At 72.0% G+C, this 15,559-nt stretch carries 2 protein-coding genes; both read right to left on the bottom strand.

Features of this window, described 5'->3' with window-relative positions:
- On the bottom strand, positions 1-7,785 hold a 7,785-nt coding region (locus tag ABZ896_RS22275), incomplete at its 3' end, for a neuraminidase-like domain-containing protein (RefSeq protein ID WP_360931655.1).
- A 73-nt stretch (positions 7,786-7,858) separates the two neighbouring features.
- Positions 7,859-15,418: a SpvB/TcaC N-terminal domain-containing protein gene (locus ABZ896_RS22270; protein ID WP_360931652.1), complete on the bottom strand. Its 7,560-nt coding sequence runs from the start codon at positions 15,416-15,418 to the stop codon at positions 7,859-7,861.
- Positions 15,419-15,559 lie beyond the last annotated feature (141 nt).

Here is a 15,559-nt window from a genome sequence, read left to right as displayed (position 1 = left end):
CCTGGTACGGCTCTCCTCCTCGATCCGGGCCAGCCGCACCAACCGGACCTGGTTCAGGACCTGTTGTTCGTGGGTGGAGCGCAACTGGGCCATGGCCTCGGTGTCCCGCTTCTCCAGGGCCGCGAGCATGGCGGCGCCGAGCGCCTTCACCTCGTCGCACATCTCCTTGGCCTGCTGGACGGTGAAGGTGAAGCGGTACAGGGGCAGGGGTGCGTTGATGTCGGCGAGGGCCGTGGTGACATCGCCGCCGGCCGCGACCGCGCCGATCAGGGCGCCGGGGTCGAGTTCGGGCTCGAACAGCGGCAGGGCGCGCTCGACACCGGCCAGGTTCATGCAGTGGCGGATCTTGAACAGCCGGTCCTCGACGGTGTCCCACAGGCCGAGCAGCTTGCTGTTGTTCGGGACGCAGAAGTACAGGACGTCCAGGCGCGGCAGTTCGGGCCCCTCCTCGTCGCCCTCGACGCCGCCGGGCTCGGTGTCCGCGAGGAGGTTCTCGATCTCGACGAGGGCGTTGCCGAAGTCGTCGATGTGGTCGGTCTGGAGCTGGTAGTACGTGCGCGCCTCGTCCGGGGTGGTGCGGGGGACGCTGCGGGGACGCGGGCCGAGCACGGACGCGGCCAGGACGTAGAGCTGGGTGGCCTCGTTGACGGTCTCGACGGTGTCCTGCCCGAAGAGCTGGTCGGCCCAGGCGATCAGCGTCTGGACGTACTTGATCAGGACGTTCTTCTGGTACGCGACCGTCCGGGTCCGGGCGATCAGATGCGGGTCGAAGGGGTTGTTGCGCCACTCGGCGACCTGGGCGCGCAGTTCGGCGTCACCCTGGGCGACCGCGCGCAGGATGCTCTCGATCCGCTGCGCCTGGTACTGGGCGGTCGTGGTCTCGTAGAACTTCTTGGTGATCCAGAACTTCTGCTGGGGGGTGTCCGGGTCGGGGGTGGCGGTGTCGGTGCTGGTGGGGTCGAAGATGTGGTGGAACCACTCCAGGGCTTCCTCGAAGCGCTGGTTGGCGGCGAGTTTCTGGGCGATCAGCAGCGGGGCGTGGAAGAACAGCTCCCAGTTGTAGGGGGCGTAGGCACCCTGGTAGGTGAAGTCGACGTCCTCGACGGGCCAGGGGCGCGGGGCGTAGAACTCGGTCGGCTGGTAGCCGGCGAAGTCGAAGGGGGCGGGGACACCGGGCAGGCTCGCCGGGTCGGTCTGGATCCGGCGGTTGAGGACGCCCTTGACCCCGCTGGTGTTCAGTTCCCGCAGGAACAGGTCGGTGTAGGGGTGGTAGTGGATGTCGAACCTGACGTTCGCCCAGGTCCAGCCGTTCCAGCTGAAGAAGAACCAGAACCACCAGGTCCAGGTGGAGTACGACATCAGGTAGGTGTGCCGCGAGTCCCACAGGAAGGAGGTCCCGTAGTCCCCGCGGGGCAGGTCCTGGGCCGTGGAGTCGATGACCGAGTACGTCGCCCCGGCCTCGACGTTGTTCGCCAGCCACAGGGATGCGGCCTGGGAGTGCGCGGGGAAGAAGTGCGGCTTGCCGGTGGTCTCGAACAACGAGTTGTACGAGAAGTACAGCGCCCGCGAGTCGTGTTGGATCAGTCCGTCGCGCAGCCGGCTCAGGGCGGGCGAGACGAGGTGCTCGTAACTCGGGGCGGGGCTGACGAGGTTGATCTGGCGGCCGGTCTTGTCGAAGGCGAAGAAGCTGCGCGGGGCGGTCTGGCTCGCGTCCCGGCTGACATGCAGCTGGGTGCGCAGCCCGTCGGGCAGCGGCCGGACCCGCAGGGCCACGTTCTCCGGAGTGGTCGAGCCGGCGAGGGACTGGAAGAGGGTGCCGGCCCGGTCGGAGAGCACCTTGGGGCTCCAGCGGCCGTTCTTCGACTCGCTCCAGAACATGCGCACTTCCCAGTACCGGTCGGGCTGTGGCAGGGCGGCGAAGGAGTTGGCGGACGGGGTGGCGACCGAGCTCTGCGCGACGGCCCGTTCCAGGAACTGCGGCCACAGCAGATGGAGTCGGCGCTGGTGCACGGCGGTCACCAGGTGCGAGGAGTTGATCTCCAGCTCGATCCGCTCCCACGGGGTCCAGCGGGCGCCGTTGATCCGCCGCCGGTAGTAGTACTCGGCGCCGTGGCTGGAACGGGTGCGGCCGATGACGTGCAGATAGCTCTCGTCGGCGCTGACCACCTCGGTGTGCTGGGCCCTGATCTCCAGGTTGGCGACCTTGTCGACGCCCTCGACGTAGCCGCGGAAGGCGTCCTCGGCGGTCTCGGCCGTGACCTCGTTCTGCATCAGCTCCTGTTCGAGGTCCCGGAAGAACGGGGACTTCTCGTTGCGCAGTTCGGGCTCCAGCCAGTTCTCCGGGTAGAGGAAGACCTTCCGGTTGGCCTCCCAGACCCGGTAGCGCTTCATCCAGGACCACTGCTTCCAGCGGGGGTCGAGATCGGCGGAGGCCAGGATGTCGGTCTCCAGGTTCAGTTGGACGCGCTGGACGAACAACTGGGCTGAGGCCGCGGCCTGTTTGAGGCGGGAGGTGAGCATGCAGGGGCTCATCTCGACGTCGATGAGGAAGTGGGCGTACAGCCCGGTGCTGTCGCTCCAGTTCCAGCCGAGTGCCGCTACGGGACGGGCCACGAGCCAGTCGACGAGTGCCTTGCGCCTGCGTTCGCGGAAGACGTCCTGGAGCGGGCGGATGACGTCCTGCCACTGGCCGAGGTCGTACTTCGCCTTCACGGTCTGCTTGAGGCTCTCCGCGGTCCGCTCGTCCGGTTCGGCGACCGCCCAGGACAGCGCGCGTACGGCGCTCACGCCGACGCGGGCGAGGACGGCCATCGCGTCCGACAGACGCAGCAGCTGGGCCGGCTCGGCGAGGCGCTCCTTGACGGTGTCGAGTCCGGTGTCCGGGTCGAGCCGGCCGAAGGCGGTGACCAGGGCGTCGAGGTCGGCGGGGAGCCAGCCGGTGAGGGCGGCCAGGTCGGCGAGACAGGCCGCGGACGGCACGGCGGGGTCGAGGACCCGGGCGGCGAACTCCAGTGCGGTCAGCGGGGCCGGCGGCAGCGCGGCCCGCCAGGTGAAGAACCGCACCAGGGAGATCCACTGCCCCAGGGGTACGGCCGTCCCGGCCTCGTCGACCGGGAAGTCCCCGGGGTGCATCCAGCCCAGGCCGCTCGCCCGGTCGCCGGTCAGCCACCACTCGACGTCGGCCGCGGTCAGCCTGAGCGCGGTGACGACGAGCGCGTCCTTGTGCAGCAGCCGCAGCGCGCGGAAGGCGGCCGGGAACTCCGGTTCGGTCGGCGGGTGTTGGTAGCCGCCGTCGGGCAGCCGGGCCAGGAGCCGGGGGTCGTCCAGGTCCTGGAGGAGGGTGCCGGTGGCGCCGGGCAGGTGCAGGGCGGCGAGCAGGGCGGTGGCGGTGGGCACGTCCAGGCGCAGCAGGTCGGCGCTCTGCTGAGCGATGTAGGAGGCCTGCTGGGTGGTCAGCAGGAAGGTCTCCAGGGCGGGCTGGAGGTAGCCGAAGCGGGCGTCCACGGCCTGCTGCCGCTCGGTCGGGGTGAGCCCCGACGGCAACGCGGCGAGCCGGGTGCGGGCCTCGGCGAGGTCCAGGACCCCGGTGAAGTACCGGCCGATCAGGACGTCCCGTTCGGCCTGGGTGCCCTGCCAGGTGCCGTCGGCGAGGGCGAGGGCCGCGACCTGGTCGGCGTCGGCGACGAGGGCGGGCAGCAGTCCGAGCCGGGCCCGGACGTAGGCCTCCGGGCTCTCCTCGGGCTTGCTACGCAGCTCGGTGGTGATCTTCTCCAGGCCGGTGCGCAGTTCGGTGAGGAAGGCGGTGACGGTCTTGTTCTCCAGCGCGGTCGCGGTACCGGGGGTGAGCCGGTGGGCGAGCAGGTGGTCCAGCTGGGCCACCGTGAAGGAGGACGCGGAGACCAGGTCGGTGAGATCGGCGAGGTCGAGGAAGGCGTCGGGGCCGGTGAAGGGGTCGCGGTCCCACAGGCGGACGAGCCGCAGGAACTGGTCCACGCTCAGCCGCAGCGCCTTGGCCGCTACGGCGACGCGGTGGACGGCACTGAGAAGGCCGAGGTCGAGCGGGGTGGCGGGGGTGACCTCCAGGTCGTCGAGGATCAGCTGGAGGTCGGCCTCACGGATGCGGAAGGCGGCCAGGATGCCGGGGACATGGTCGCCGACGGTGCCGGTGATGTCGGCCGGGTCGGCGGGGAAGGGGGCGACGGCACCGACGAGCCGGTTGCGGAACAGCAGTTGGTACTGGGTCTGGGCCGGTGTCGAGCCCTCGTCGTTCCAGTCCCGGTGCGGGCTGTGGTCGATGCCCCGGAAGAGGCTGCGGGCCTCGGCCCAGCCGAGGGCGAGGCGGGCGCGCAGCCGGGACAGGCCCGCCAGTTCGCGCAGCGCCCCGCTGTTCAGGACCTTCGGGGCCGCGGTGAGCGTGCTCTCGTTCGGTGGGATCAGCAGGTCGAGTTCGGCCATCGTCCACTCCCCCGCCCGCCACAGCCGGAGGAACCGGTGGAGGCGGTCGAGGTGGTCGGCGTCCAGTCCGGCGACGGTGAAGGTGGAGACGTCGCACTCGGGGCCGCCGCCCTCACCGGCCCGCGCGATCCGCAGGGTCCCCTCCGGGTTGACGTAGGCGCTCTCCAGGAGTTGCAGGAGGCCGGTGTAGGCGAGTCCGGTGCGGTGCAGCAGGACGGGGACGTGGCTGAGGACCTGGATCCAGGTGCCGGTGACGCGGCGGGTGGGGTCGTCGGGGTCGGGGATGTCGTTGCCGGTCTCGGCGAGGCCGTAGAACTCCCAGGGTCCGCGCCCGGGCAGGTTGCCGGTGACGACGAGACGGGTGGTCTCGGTCAGGCCGAGCCGGGCGGCGGCGAGCTGGGTCTCGGTGAGCGCGCCGGGGCCGCCGCGGCGCAGCAGGTCGAGGAGGTCGGCGCGGGGGACGCCGAGGTGGTCGAGGTAGGTGCGGGTCTGGAGGTGGGCCAGGTCGAAGGGGAGGTGGAGCGGGAAGACCTCCTGGCGCAGCCGCCGGTAGGCCTCCTGGTTGGTGTACTCGGGGTTGGCGCGCAGTTCGGCGGCGTCGGCGAAGGTCTGGCGGGAGACGAGGACGCGCAGTTCGGTGCCGCCCTCGACGGGGGCCGGGGAGATCGTCCAGGCGTGGGCGCTGTCGCGGACGGTCCACAGGCCGCGACTGTCGGGGGCCTGTACGCGTGCGTCGGCCTCGACGGTGATGCCCTGGGCGGCCAGGCCGTCGCGCAGGGCGGCGGAGATCTGTCCGGCGGTCAGCTCGGTCGCGAGCGCGGGGTCGAGCAGGACGGGCACCGGGGGTGCGACGACATCCTCCAGGATCTCGTTGACCAGGTCGACATAGGGCAGCGGGGTCTCGGTGTTCTCGCAGCTGAGTTCCAGGGCGCCGAGGTCGGGACGGCGCTCCAGGAGCACGTCCCGCACGCTCTTGCCGGCGTGCGGCCCGGTGCCCTGGGTGCCGCGCTGGCCGAGGAAGCGCAGGACGTCGACGAAGTAGGCGGCGGGGCTGTGCACCGAGCGGCAGCCCGCGCAGGCGCAGTAGTCGGCGGAGCCGAACAGGGTGCGCAGGTTGGGCAGGGTCCTGATCTGTGCCTCGGCGGCGGCGTCGGGGCTCAGGTCGGGCAGGGCGAAGGGGGTGGCCCCGGCGACGGCCAGGTTGTAGTCGCCGTAGAGGGCGAGGGCCTGGGCGTAGGTGTTCTCGGCCTTGCGGTAGAGCCGTTCGGCGGCCGTGTCGGTGAGCGGGGCGGCGTCCTCGGCGGCGGCGATCCGGTCGGCGAGAAGGCCGCCGCGGGCGGCGGGGGCGCCGGTGACGGCGGCGGTGAACTGGCCGCGGCCGAGGAAGTAGACGGCCTGCGCGGAGTCCAGGCCGCGGTCGCGCAGGGCCTTGACGGAGGCGTACGTGGGGTCGAGCTTGAAGGCCCGCTGGACCGACTTCAGGTCGGTGACCAGCGCGTCGGGGTCCGCGATCCCGTCGAGGGCGCCGGGGGTCTCGTCGAGGTAGTGGTCGACGCGGATGCGGTCGAGTTCGAAGCCGGGGTTGTGGTCGAGGAAGTGGACGAGCTGCTGGTCACGGCCGACGGCCGAGGTGTCTGCGGTGACCGAAGAGCCGGCCGCGGCCGAGGGGCGGTCGCCCGCCGAAGCGCCGCCGTCGATCAGGGGTCTGCCCGCGTTCTGTGCGCGGTCGAGTTTGCCGGTGAACGACGTGGTGGGGAACGCCCGTTCGAACTGTCGGTCGAGGCTGGCGGCGTAGTTGCGGCGCTTCTCCTCGGGGGTGTCGCCCTCGATGTCGTCGGGGGTGCCGATGGGGGCGCCGCCGGGCGCGGGCTGCTGGAGCCGGCGTTCCCAGTCGTCCTGCGAGAGCCGCGCCAGGGAGCGTTCGAAGGCTCCGCGTTCCTCGGCGACCTGCGCGGCGTCGGTGAAGCCCGCGGTCCGGCCGCTGAACTGTGCGGCGAGTGCGCCCACCAGGGGGACGTGGTTGCGGGTGAGGCCGCCGAGTTCCAGGGAGAGCCGGACGCGGGGCACGGTCGCCGGCGGGATCACCGCGTCGCGGGTCACCTGGCCCCAGAAGTCGTCGGCGGAGCCGGAGAACGACGAGAAGGCCTCCAGGAAGGCGGTCTTGTGCTCCGCCGCGTCGGGGGTGAGGTCGACCAGGTCGCCGACGGTGCCCTGGCCCTCGCCGAGGACGGTGTCACCGGTGTAGCGCGGCCTGATCTTGGCGAGGGTGTCCAGGACGGCCTGGACCCGGTCCTGGACGGCGAGCGGGACGAGGTTCTCGGCGAGCGCCTTGTCCAGCAGGGCCTTCTGGGTCTCGACGGCGAGTTCCGACAGGGCCCGCAGGGTGCGGTCCTCCAACTGGGCCATCTTCTGGGGGTCCTTGATGTCGTCCAGGAGGGACTCGCTGAAGATGGAGGGCTGGCCCTGGCCCAGGAAGGCGTACAACTCCTCGGGGGCGAGGGGGAGTTTCTCCCGGGCGGTCTTGGCGGCGAGCCGGTGGCAGCCGACCCACACGCCGACCGCGAGCGGGGTGCGGCCGGTTTCGCCCGCCAGGAAGGTGATGTCCTGGAAGCGGTCGTCCTCGCGGAGTTCGACGGGGGGCACGGAGTCCAGCAGCGGGGTCAGTTCGGCGGTGAGGATCTCCCACGCGGAGGCGCCGGGGTACTCGCGGGCGCCGAGGGTGAGGTTCCACTCCAGGTCGTCGGGGGCGTTGAAGTGCACGTCGGTGCGCAGGAGTTGGCCGCCGTCGGTGCCGAGGACCCGGAGCACGAGGTCGGCGGTGTCCTTCTCGGAGCGGCGGAACTGGTCGGGGCCGTAGCGGATCTCGTAGGTCCCGTCGCGCAGTTGCGCGGCGCCGAGCCGCTCCTCGCTGCGCAGGTCGCGGTCGAGCGCCTCGATCTTGCCCTGCTTGAGCAGCCGCCCCGAGCGGTCGCGCACCTCGCCGTGCACCCGCAGGGGCTTCTGCGGGGGCTCCCGGTCGACGGTCACGTCGATGACGGTGTCCTCGTCCAGCCGTACGAAGGGGCTCTCGCCGATCTTTTCCGCGTCGCTGAACACCTTGACCCGGCACTGGAACTGAGTGGTCGTCACCCCGGTGACGCCGAGCCCCTGGAAGGAGACGGAGTAACGCCCGTCCTCATCGGTGGTCGCCGCCTGCCCGACCTCCCGTTCCTGGGCGGAGCTCCCGCTCTTGACGAAGACCCGGACGGTCAGCTCGGGAAAGGGCGCTCCGGAGACGCTGACGACGCGTCCGTGGACGGTGAATCTGGGGTTGGTGCCAGTGGCCTGCATGGGTGGATGCCCCCGTTTGCTGGGTTCTCGGTCCGTGTCCGTGCTGTTCGGTCTGTGCGTGTGTCAGGTCGGGTCAGAACCATCGGCTCAGCGCGAAGCCGATGAGGCCGACCACCGCGCCCGCCGCCGCTCCCACCGCCGTGCTCACACCGGGGATGGGCACGAGCGTGCCGATGGCCGCGCCCGTGAGGGCGGCACCGGCCACGGCCCCGCCCAGCGAGAGGTTCTCTCCCACCCCGGCGTCGCGCAGTCCCGACTCGATGACGTTGCCGACCACCGCGCCGCCGATCGCCGGCAGGGTGACCGACCAGGCGAACGTCGTCGGTGCCGCGGAGATCGCCGACGCCACGCCGGGCAGCGAGCCTGAAGTGACGCCGAGGGTGCCGACCACGAAGGACTCCGCGAAGGTGCCGGCGACCGTCGCCTCGGCGAACCCGGGGATCACGGCGGTCGCCAGGGCGTTGCCGGTGCCCCGCGCGCCGGCCGCGAAGTTCTGCCAGCGGGTGGGAGCCACACCGGACGGCGTGGCGCCGCCGGGCGGCGAGGTGTGCGCCGCGATCTTGTCCTCGACCTCGCCGAGCCGTTCCTCCTCGAACTTGTAGCCCAGTTGGGAGAGGGTCGCGCGCTCGGGTGAACCCTGCGGGACGGGCGAGCCGTGGGCCTGGTTGGCGGCCTTGGTCCGCTCCAGACTCGGCAGGGCGACGTCCTCGACGTAGTCGACGGGCTTCCCCGCGGCGATCTGCTGCTTGAGCTGCCTGGTCGTCGCGTTGTCGCCGAGTGTCTTGGTGTCCGACACCGCCTTCGGCGACACCATGGTGGGCGTGGACCCCGACTCCGCGCGGGCCGCGTCGCCGACGAGTTTGTCCTGGGCCCGCGGCAGGACATGTTCCTTGATCGTCTTGATGGTGGCGGGATCGCCCGGAGTGCCGTACTGGGGATCGGGCTGGCTCGACCAGCTGCTGACGTACCCCGGCTCGCCCACTCTCGGCAGCAGCGGCTTGCCCGTCTTCGGATCGAGCCACTCGGCGTTGAACACCGGGAAGCGCGCGCCCTTCGCCGTCCGCTCCCAGCGGACGAAGACCGCGGTGCCGGGGGTGTAGGGATGCTCCGGGTTGTTGGGCGGAATGGCCCTCTCGAAGTCGGCTCCGGTCGGAGTCCCCTTCGGCGCGCGGGTCCCCTTGGGCACCTTCATCGTGAAGACGCCCTTGCGGCCGGCGGGGTTGAGGGCGCCCAGCTGCGGCTTGCGTTTCTCCCGCCCGTCCGGGTCGGTGTACATCACCGGATTGTTGCCGCAGTACCGGAACAGGTTCGGCCCGTCGACGAACCCCGCGGGATCCGCACTCGTCCAACGGCCCAGCCACGGCGCGTAGTACCGCGACCCCACGTAATACAACCCCGTCTCCGCGTCCCGTTCCTTCCCCGCGAAGCGGTAGCGCTTGAGGCTGAGGTCGATGTCGGGGCGGCCGCTGCGGTAGGAGGTGGTGCCGTAGGGGTGGTACTCCTCGTAGGAGACGGGTCGGCCCTCGGAGTCGGTCTCCAGGGTGGCGGAGCCCAGGTGGTTGCCGTACTGGTAGCGGATCAGGGGGACGTCGAGGGGGTTGGCCGGGTCGAGTCCGCGGTCGTCGCGGGTCTTGACGTCGACCTGCGCCACCCGGCCGGCGTTGTCCGACAGGTGCAGGGTGCGGCGCTCATAGAAGGGGGTCGCGGTGCCCTGGCGGCGGCGGTGGATCTCCAGTGGGCCCAGATAGAGGTGTTCGACGACCTCCCCGCCGAGGCGTTCGATCACTTTGCGGGTGCGGTGTCCGTCGGCGCCGTAGCGGTAGTACGCCGTTCCGCCGCCGCCCAGGTCCGCCCGGCGCAGCCGGTCGAAGGCGTCCCAGACCAGTTCGTCGGGGGTCGCCGTGCGCAGCCGGGTGATGTTGCCGTGGGCGTCGTGGTCGACGGTCGCGGTGTAGGGGCCGTTCTCCGGGTCGCCGGGGCGGCTGGTGGCCAGCAGTCGGTTGGTGCGGTCGGCCGGGTCGGTCTCGTGGGCGTAGCGGTAGTGGCGGGTCCACAGGTCCTGGGCGGCGCGGTGGCGTACGGCGGTGAGGTTGCCGAGCGGGTCGTACGTGTAGCTCTCGCTGTAGGTGCGCACCGCCGACGCGTCGTTGACGTGCGGCAGCCCGGAGACCGCCTCGACGTCGGCGTCGGCGCGGACGGTGTCGTTGGCGCCGCCCGCGTGCTCGCGGCCGAAGGCCTTCACCAACTGGTAGAGGGCGTCGTACTCGTAGCGGGTGGCGGGGGTCACGACCTGGTTGGCGAAGAAGTGGGTCTGCTGGGCGTCGTCGCGTACCTGGGTGACATTGCCGACCGGGTCGTAGGTGTAGTGCAGGTCCTGCAGCGGGGCGGTGGGCGAGCCGGTGAGCAGGCCGGTCAGGCGGAAGGTCGCCGGGTCGTAGGCGTAGTCGGTGCGTACGTCGTTGCCGAAGCGGACCGAGCGGCGGCGGCCGAGCGCGTCGTAGTCCTGATCCTTGAGGAAGGTCAACGGGGCTTCCCCGCCCGGGAGTTGGGCGGTGATCGAGGCGGGGAGCCCGGACTCGTCGTAGCGCGGGACGATCGCGGTGCCGTCGGGGAGGGTGAGGCGTACCGGGCGGCCGAGGGCGTCGTGGGCGGAGGTCGCGGTGAAGGGTTGGGAGGTCAGCAGCAACGGGGCCGCCGCCGTCTGTACGGCCGGGTAGTCGGCGGCGGTCGTCAGCGGGCGCCAGTCCGGGTCGGCGGTGTGGTCGCGGGTGAAGAGGCGTTCCACCTCGACGGGGATGCCGTGCAGGTCGACGCGTTGGATCCGGCTGCCGCCGTCGGCGTCGAAGACCTGGTGGACGGTGCCGAGGAGGTTGCGGGCGGCGGCCTCGGGGTGCCGGTCGCCGTAGACCGTGTACTGGAAGACGCGCTCCGGGCCGCCGTCCGTGGAGATCAGGCCGGCCACCGGGCGGCGCAGCGCGTCGTACTCGGCGCGCAGCACCCGGCCGTGCTCGTCCCAGTCTCGTACCAGGGAGCCGGTGATGTCGGTGAAGGTGAAGCGGGTGCCCCGCTCGGCGCTGTCGGAGCGGACGGGGGTGCCCGTCATTCCCGTGAAGGCGACCGCGACCTCGCGCCCCAGCTGGTCGAAGGCCCTCGTGTGACGGCCCGTCAGGTCGCTCTCCGAGCGGAGCGTGAACCGCTCGCCGTTCTCGTCGCGGGCGACGGTGGACACCGGGCGGCCGAGACTGTCGAGGTGGGTCTCGGTGGGGGTGTCGGCGTGCCGGGCGGCGAGCCAGGCGGCCCGGCGTTCGGGGTCGGCATGGGGTTCGGGCTCGGTGGCCGGGTCGGGGCGGCCCCGCTGCGCGTACCAACGGCTGTCCCTGACCGTGTCGTTGGCGTCGTGGAAGACGCTCGTCCACTGGCCGAAGTCGGTCCGGGTGAAGGTGCCGTCGGGCAGGTCGGTGCGGACCGCGCGGCCCACCGGGTCGTAGGAGACGATCGCCGTGGAGCCGATGGTGCGCATCGCCTCCTCGGGGTCGTAGGTGTGGGTGGGGCTGAAGTAGGGCTCGTAACTCTTGACCGGCAGGCCCTTGTTGTTGACGACCGTGCGTCCGCTGCCGATCCAGCGAGGGTCGGCGTGGACGGTCGCCGGGGTGCCGTCGGGGCCGACGGCGAGGGCTTCGCCCGGGGCGGTACGGGACTTGGTGAGGGCGGGTGCGCCGGCGCCGTCGAGGTGGGTGTACGACTCCCGCAGCGGGGAGTCGGGAGCGCCGTGCCGTTCCCTGGCGAGGACGCGGCTGAAGTTCGGGGTGCCGTGCCGCGCCCACTGGAACAGGTCGTACTCCAGACGGGTGGTGGGATCGGCCAGGGTGTCCCCCTCGCCGTCCTTCCCGATCAGCGCGGTCCGCACGACCAGGCCCAGGATGTCGTACGCGACGGCCGAGCGGTTGCCGTTGGGATCGGTCAGCCCGACCGGGGCCAACACCCGGTAGTCGTTGGCGAGTTCGACGGTGTTCCAGGGGGCCTGCACGACCCGGTGGCGCACCGGCAGCAGGTCGTGGGCGTCGAAGTCGGTGACCGTCTCCACGCCGAAGGGGCTTCTGGTGCCGACGGCCCGGAAGAAGCGGGCGGCGGGGTCGCCGGGCGGGTGGACGGCGGTGCCGGACGGGATCCACCAGCCGGTGTCGCCCGCGAGGCGCACATAGCCCGCGCCGGTCAGGTCGGCCTCGGTGACCCGACCGCCGTACTGCTCGGCGACGAACCGTTCGGTGAAGGCGAGCCGGTAGCTCTCGTAGGGCAGGGCGCGGGTGTCCCACCGGCCGAGCGGCAGCGGGGCGAGGGTGTCGGAACGGAACAGGGTGCGGCTCACGGCCAGTTGGCGCCGCTGGACGCGCACCCCGTCGGCCTCGTCCTCGTAGGCCAGGGGGGTGGCCCGGCCGAGGCCCTCGCGCAGTTCCCGGAGGGTGAAGGCGGTCCCGGCCGGCGCGAGGCCGGTGATCTCGAAGTCGCGGCTCTCACAGGGCACTCCGAGCCGGTGCACCGGTACCGGCGTCGAGGAGTCGAGGTCGGGGGTGCGGTCGGTCTCGGTGCAGGTGAGGTGGGTGCGCAGCTGGTCGCGGGTGACCTCGGCGGGCAGTGCGGGGTCGGCGATCCGCCGGCCGTGGACGATGGAGGCGGACCTCAACACCTCGCCGTGCGGCCCGTGTTCGAGGACGACGGTGTGCGTGACGCGCGGGTCGGACGGGTCGCGGTCGTAGGTACGGGTCATCGTGGCGCGGCCGTTGACGAGGAAGACCGGGTGCGCGGCGCCGCGTCGGGGCTGGAGTCGCTCGATGGCGTAGGCGGCCTCGGTGACCGTGTAGGGATGGTCCTGGTCCGGGGAGCCGTCGAAGCTGTAGACCTCGGTACGCAGCGGATGGCCGCGCAACGCCCTTGTGCACTCTCGCAGTTCGGCGGGGTCGAGGCCGTCCGGGAGCTCCGGGGCGGGCAGGTGCCGCTCCCCGAGGTAGAACTCGGCGGTCAAGCGATCCAGGAGGTCGGGGCCGTCCAGGTGGGCACCGGTGTGGAACCAGCTGCGGGTGGTGACGGGCGGCTGGAAGAGGGCGGGGTCGGTCTCCTGGGCGCCGTCCATGCCGGCCACGGCGGCGGCGTACCCCTCATAGGCCTCGGTGTCGTGCCGCTCGACCAGGCCGAAGCCGCGGAACTCCCGTTCCACGCCGTCGAAATAGCCGTGGTGGTACGAGTAGCGGGTGGTGAAGCGGGTACGCCGGACGTGGTCGACGTGCTCGCTGAACTCGACGACGTGCACGGGGAAGGGCAGCCGGGTGTGCCAGGGCCGGCCGGCCCGCCGGTCGGCGAGGTAGAAGGCGGTGGAGGGGGCGTAGCGGACGCGGGTCTCGGCTCCCATGTGGTTGTCTGCGGCGACGAGCAGATGCGGTTTGGTGCCGCCCATGAGGTCGATGTAGCGCAGCGGGTCGCCGGCGTCGGCGGGCAGCGGGGAGGACCACACCAGACAGGCGGTGCCGTTGCCGAGGAGGTCGGCGACCCGGACCGAGGTGGGCGGTCCGAGGTGCGGCAGGGCGGGCAGTTCGTGCGCGGGACCCCAGCCGTTGCCGGAGCGGTTGTACCAGAGGCGTACGTCGCCTCGGCCCATGTACAGCAGGTCGGTGGTGCCGGAGCCGTCGACGTCGGCGAGCCGGATCCGGCGCGGATCGAAGCCGTCGGGGGTGTCGAGCGGCGGGGCGTCGCTCATGACGACGGGGGCGCCGAAGCGTCCGTGGCCGAGGTTGGGCCAGTAGCGGATCTCGCCGTTGCGGATCCGGACCAGGTCGGTGAGGCCGTCGCCGGACATGTCGGCGAGGAAGACGGTCTGGGTGCTGTCGCCGAGCAGCGGGCGGGGACCGGCCCCCTCCTCGTCGGGGTGCGGGGCGTACCGCGGTCCGCCGAAGCCCCGCGCGCCGAGCGAGGGATACCAGACGACAGCGTTGTCGTCACAGGTGAGCAGGTCGGCGAGGCCGTCCCCGGTGAGGTCGACGAAGCGAATGGACAGGGCGTCCGGAGCGACGCGGGAGACGTCCGTGAACGGGGTGAAGGGCTCCCAGCCGGTGCCGTCGGCGGTGCGGGAGTGGTAGCCGCGCGGCTCGCCGTCCAGCCGTACGAGATCGAGCCGTCCGTCGCCGTCCAGGTCGGTCAGCTCGTGGCGCGAGCCGGCGAGGCCGGGGGACGGCCGGGTGGTGAGGCGGTGCAGCGGACCGAGCCTGCCCTCACCGAGGCTCGGCTTGTAGTACCAGGCGCCGCCCTGCTCGGTGAGCACGCCGGGCAGTCCTTCGCCGTCGAGGTCCACCCATGTGTACGACGTCTCGTCCAGGCCCGTGGGGAGGTTCTCCGCGCTGTCCGCGTCCAGTCGGCGCACCTCGGCGCTGATCTCGGCGCGGGTGTAGGTGAGGGTGAGGGGCGGCAGTGCCCGCTCGTCGTATCCCGTGCCGTCCGCGGTCCGTTGGAAGCGGCTGACGGTGACCGCGTCGAGGAAGGACCCGTCCGGGTGGCCGCGCCGGGAGTCGCCGGGCACGCCCTGGGGGCCGGGGTCGGTCCGGTAGGCGAGGGAGGTGGCGGCGACCAGACAGTCCGCGCCCACTCCGGGCTCCCCGGGGAAGTGGTGGAACATCAGGACGCGTTGGCACAGGCGGTGGGTGCGCACCTCGAAGGCGGGTCGGTAGGTCGAGAACGGGTCGGCGCGGCACGGCCAGGGCGCGGTGGGGGTCGGGGTGGGGGCGCCGCCCGGGTGGTCGCCGTAGTCCAGGACGAGCTCGAACATCCAGTCCGCGGACCGGAGTTGCTCCGCCGGCACGTCCACCGGGCGCCGGCCGGCGCCGTCCAGGAGCGGGACGCGGTTGCCGTAGCGCACTGCGCGCAGGTAGCGGCCCGCCTCGCGTGACGCGTCGTCGCGGCCCCGCTCGTGCGGCGCCGTGGTGTCGACCCCTTCGGCGTCCTCGGGCGAGTAGCGGTAGTGGACGGCGTTGCCGCGGTCGTCGCGGGTCTCGCACAGCAGCCAGCTGAACACCCGGCGCGGGTCGGCGGGATCGGCGACCCGGGAGCCGGTGTCGCGGCCGTAGACGTTCAGGACGTTGTCCGCCGACAGGGTCCGCCAGTGCGTGTCGCCGTCGGCCGTGCGGGTCCAGCGCTCCACCCGGGTGAAGTCGCCCTCGACGCGCGGGCGGTAGCGGCGCACGCGGTAGCCGGGACGGGCGCCGTCCGGGCCGTCCCCCTCCGGCGGCATCGGCACCAGGTCGTCGGCGCCGGTGAGGACGAAGACATCGGCGTCCGCGGTGTCGACGTCCGTGTCGGCGTCCTGGTAGCGGGGCAGCCCGAGGTCGGTACGCCGGGTGACGGCCGGCAGGGACAGCTGCCAGCCGATCCCGAACGGGCCGTTGCCCGCCCCGGAGTCGTAGCTCAGCGCGAGCGCGGGTGTCAGTTCGCGGGCGGCGCTGGTGACGATCGGCACGGTCAGGTGGCCGGTGCCGCGCACCGGGTCGGCGGCGAACTTCTCACCGATCGGCCGGATCGCTCCCCCGCCCTTCGGAAGCGATCCACCGAGCACCGAGGCACGCGTGTCCGCGGCTCTGTTGGACTCGTCCACGAGACCCCCCGTTCACTTGGACCGCAAGGGTCCCGATCACGGGGGCTTGACGTACAGGGAAAAACAGGGCAACGGACCCGGGAGAGCGCTTCGATCAATATCTGTCACGGAACGAGCAGGATTTACACAGGAGGCGACAAG

It is taken from the genome of Streptomyces sp. NPDC047072, from assembly GCF_040643855.1.
Taxonomy (GTDB): Bacteria; Actinomycetota; Actinomycetes; order Streptomycetales; family Streptomycetaceae; genus Streptomyces.
This window is presented reverse-complemented; position numbering and strand designations above follow the sequence as displayed.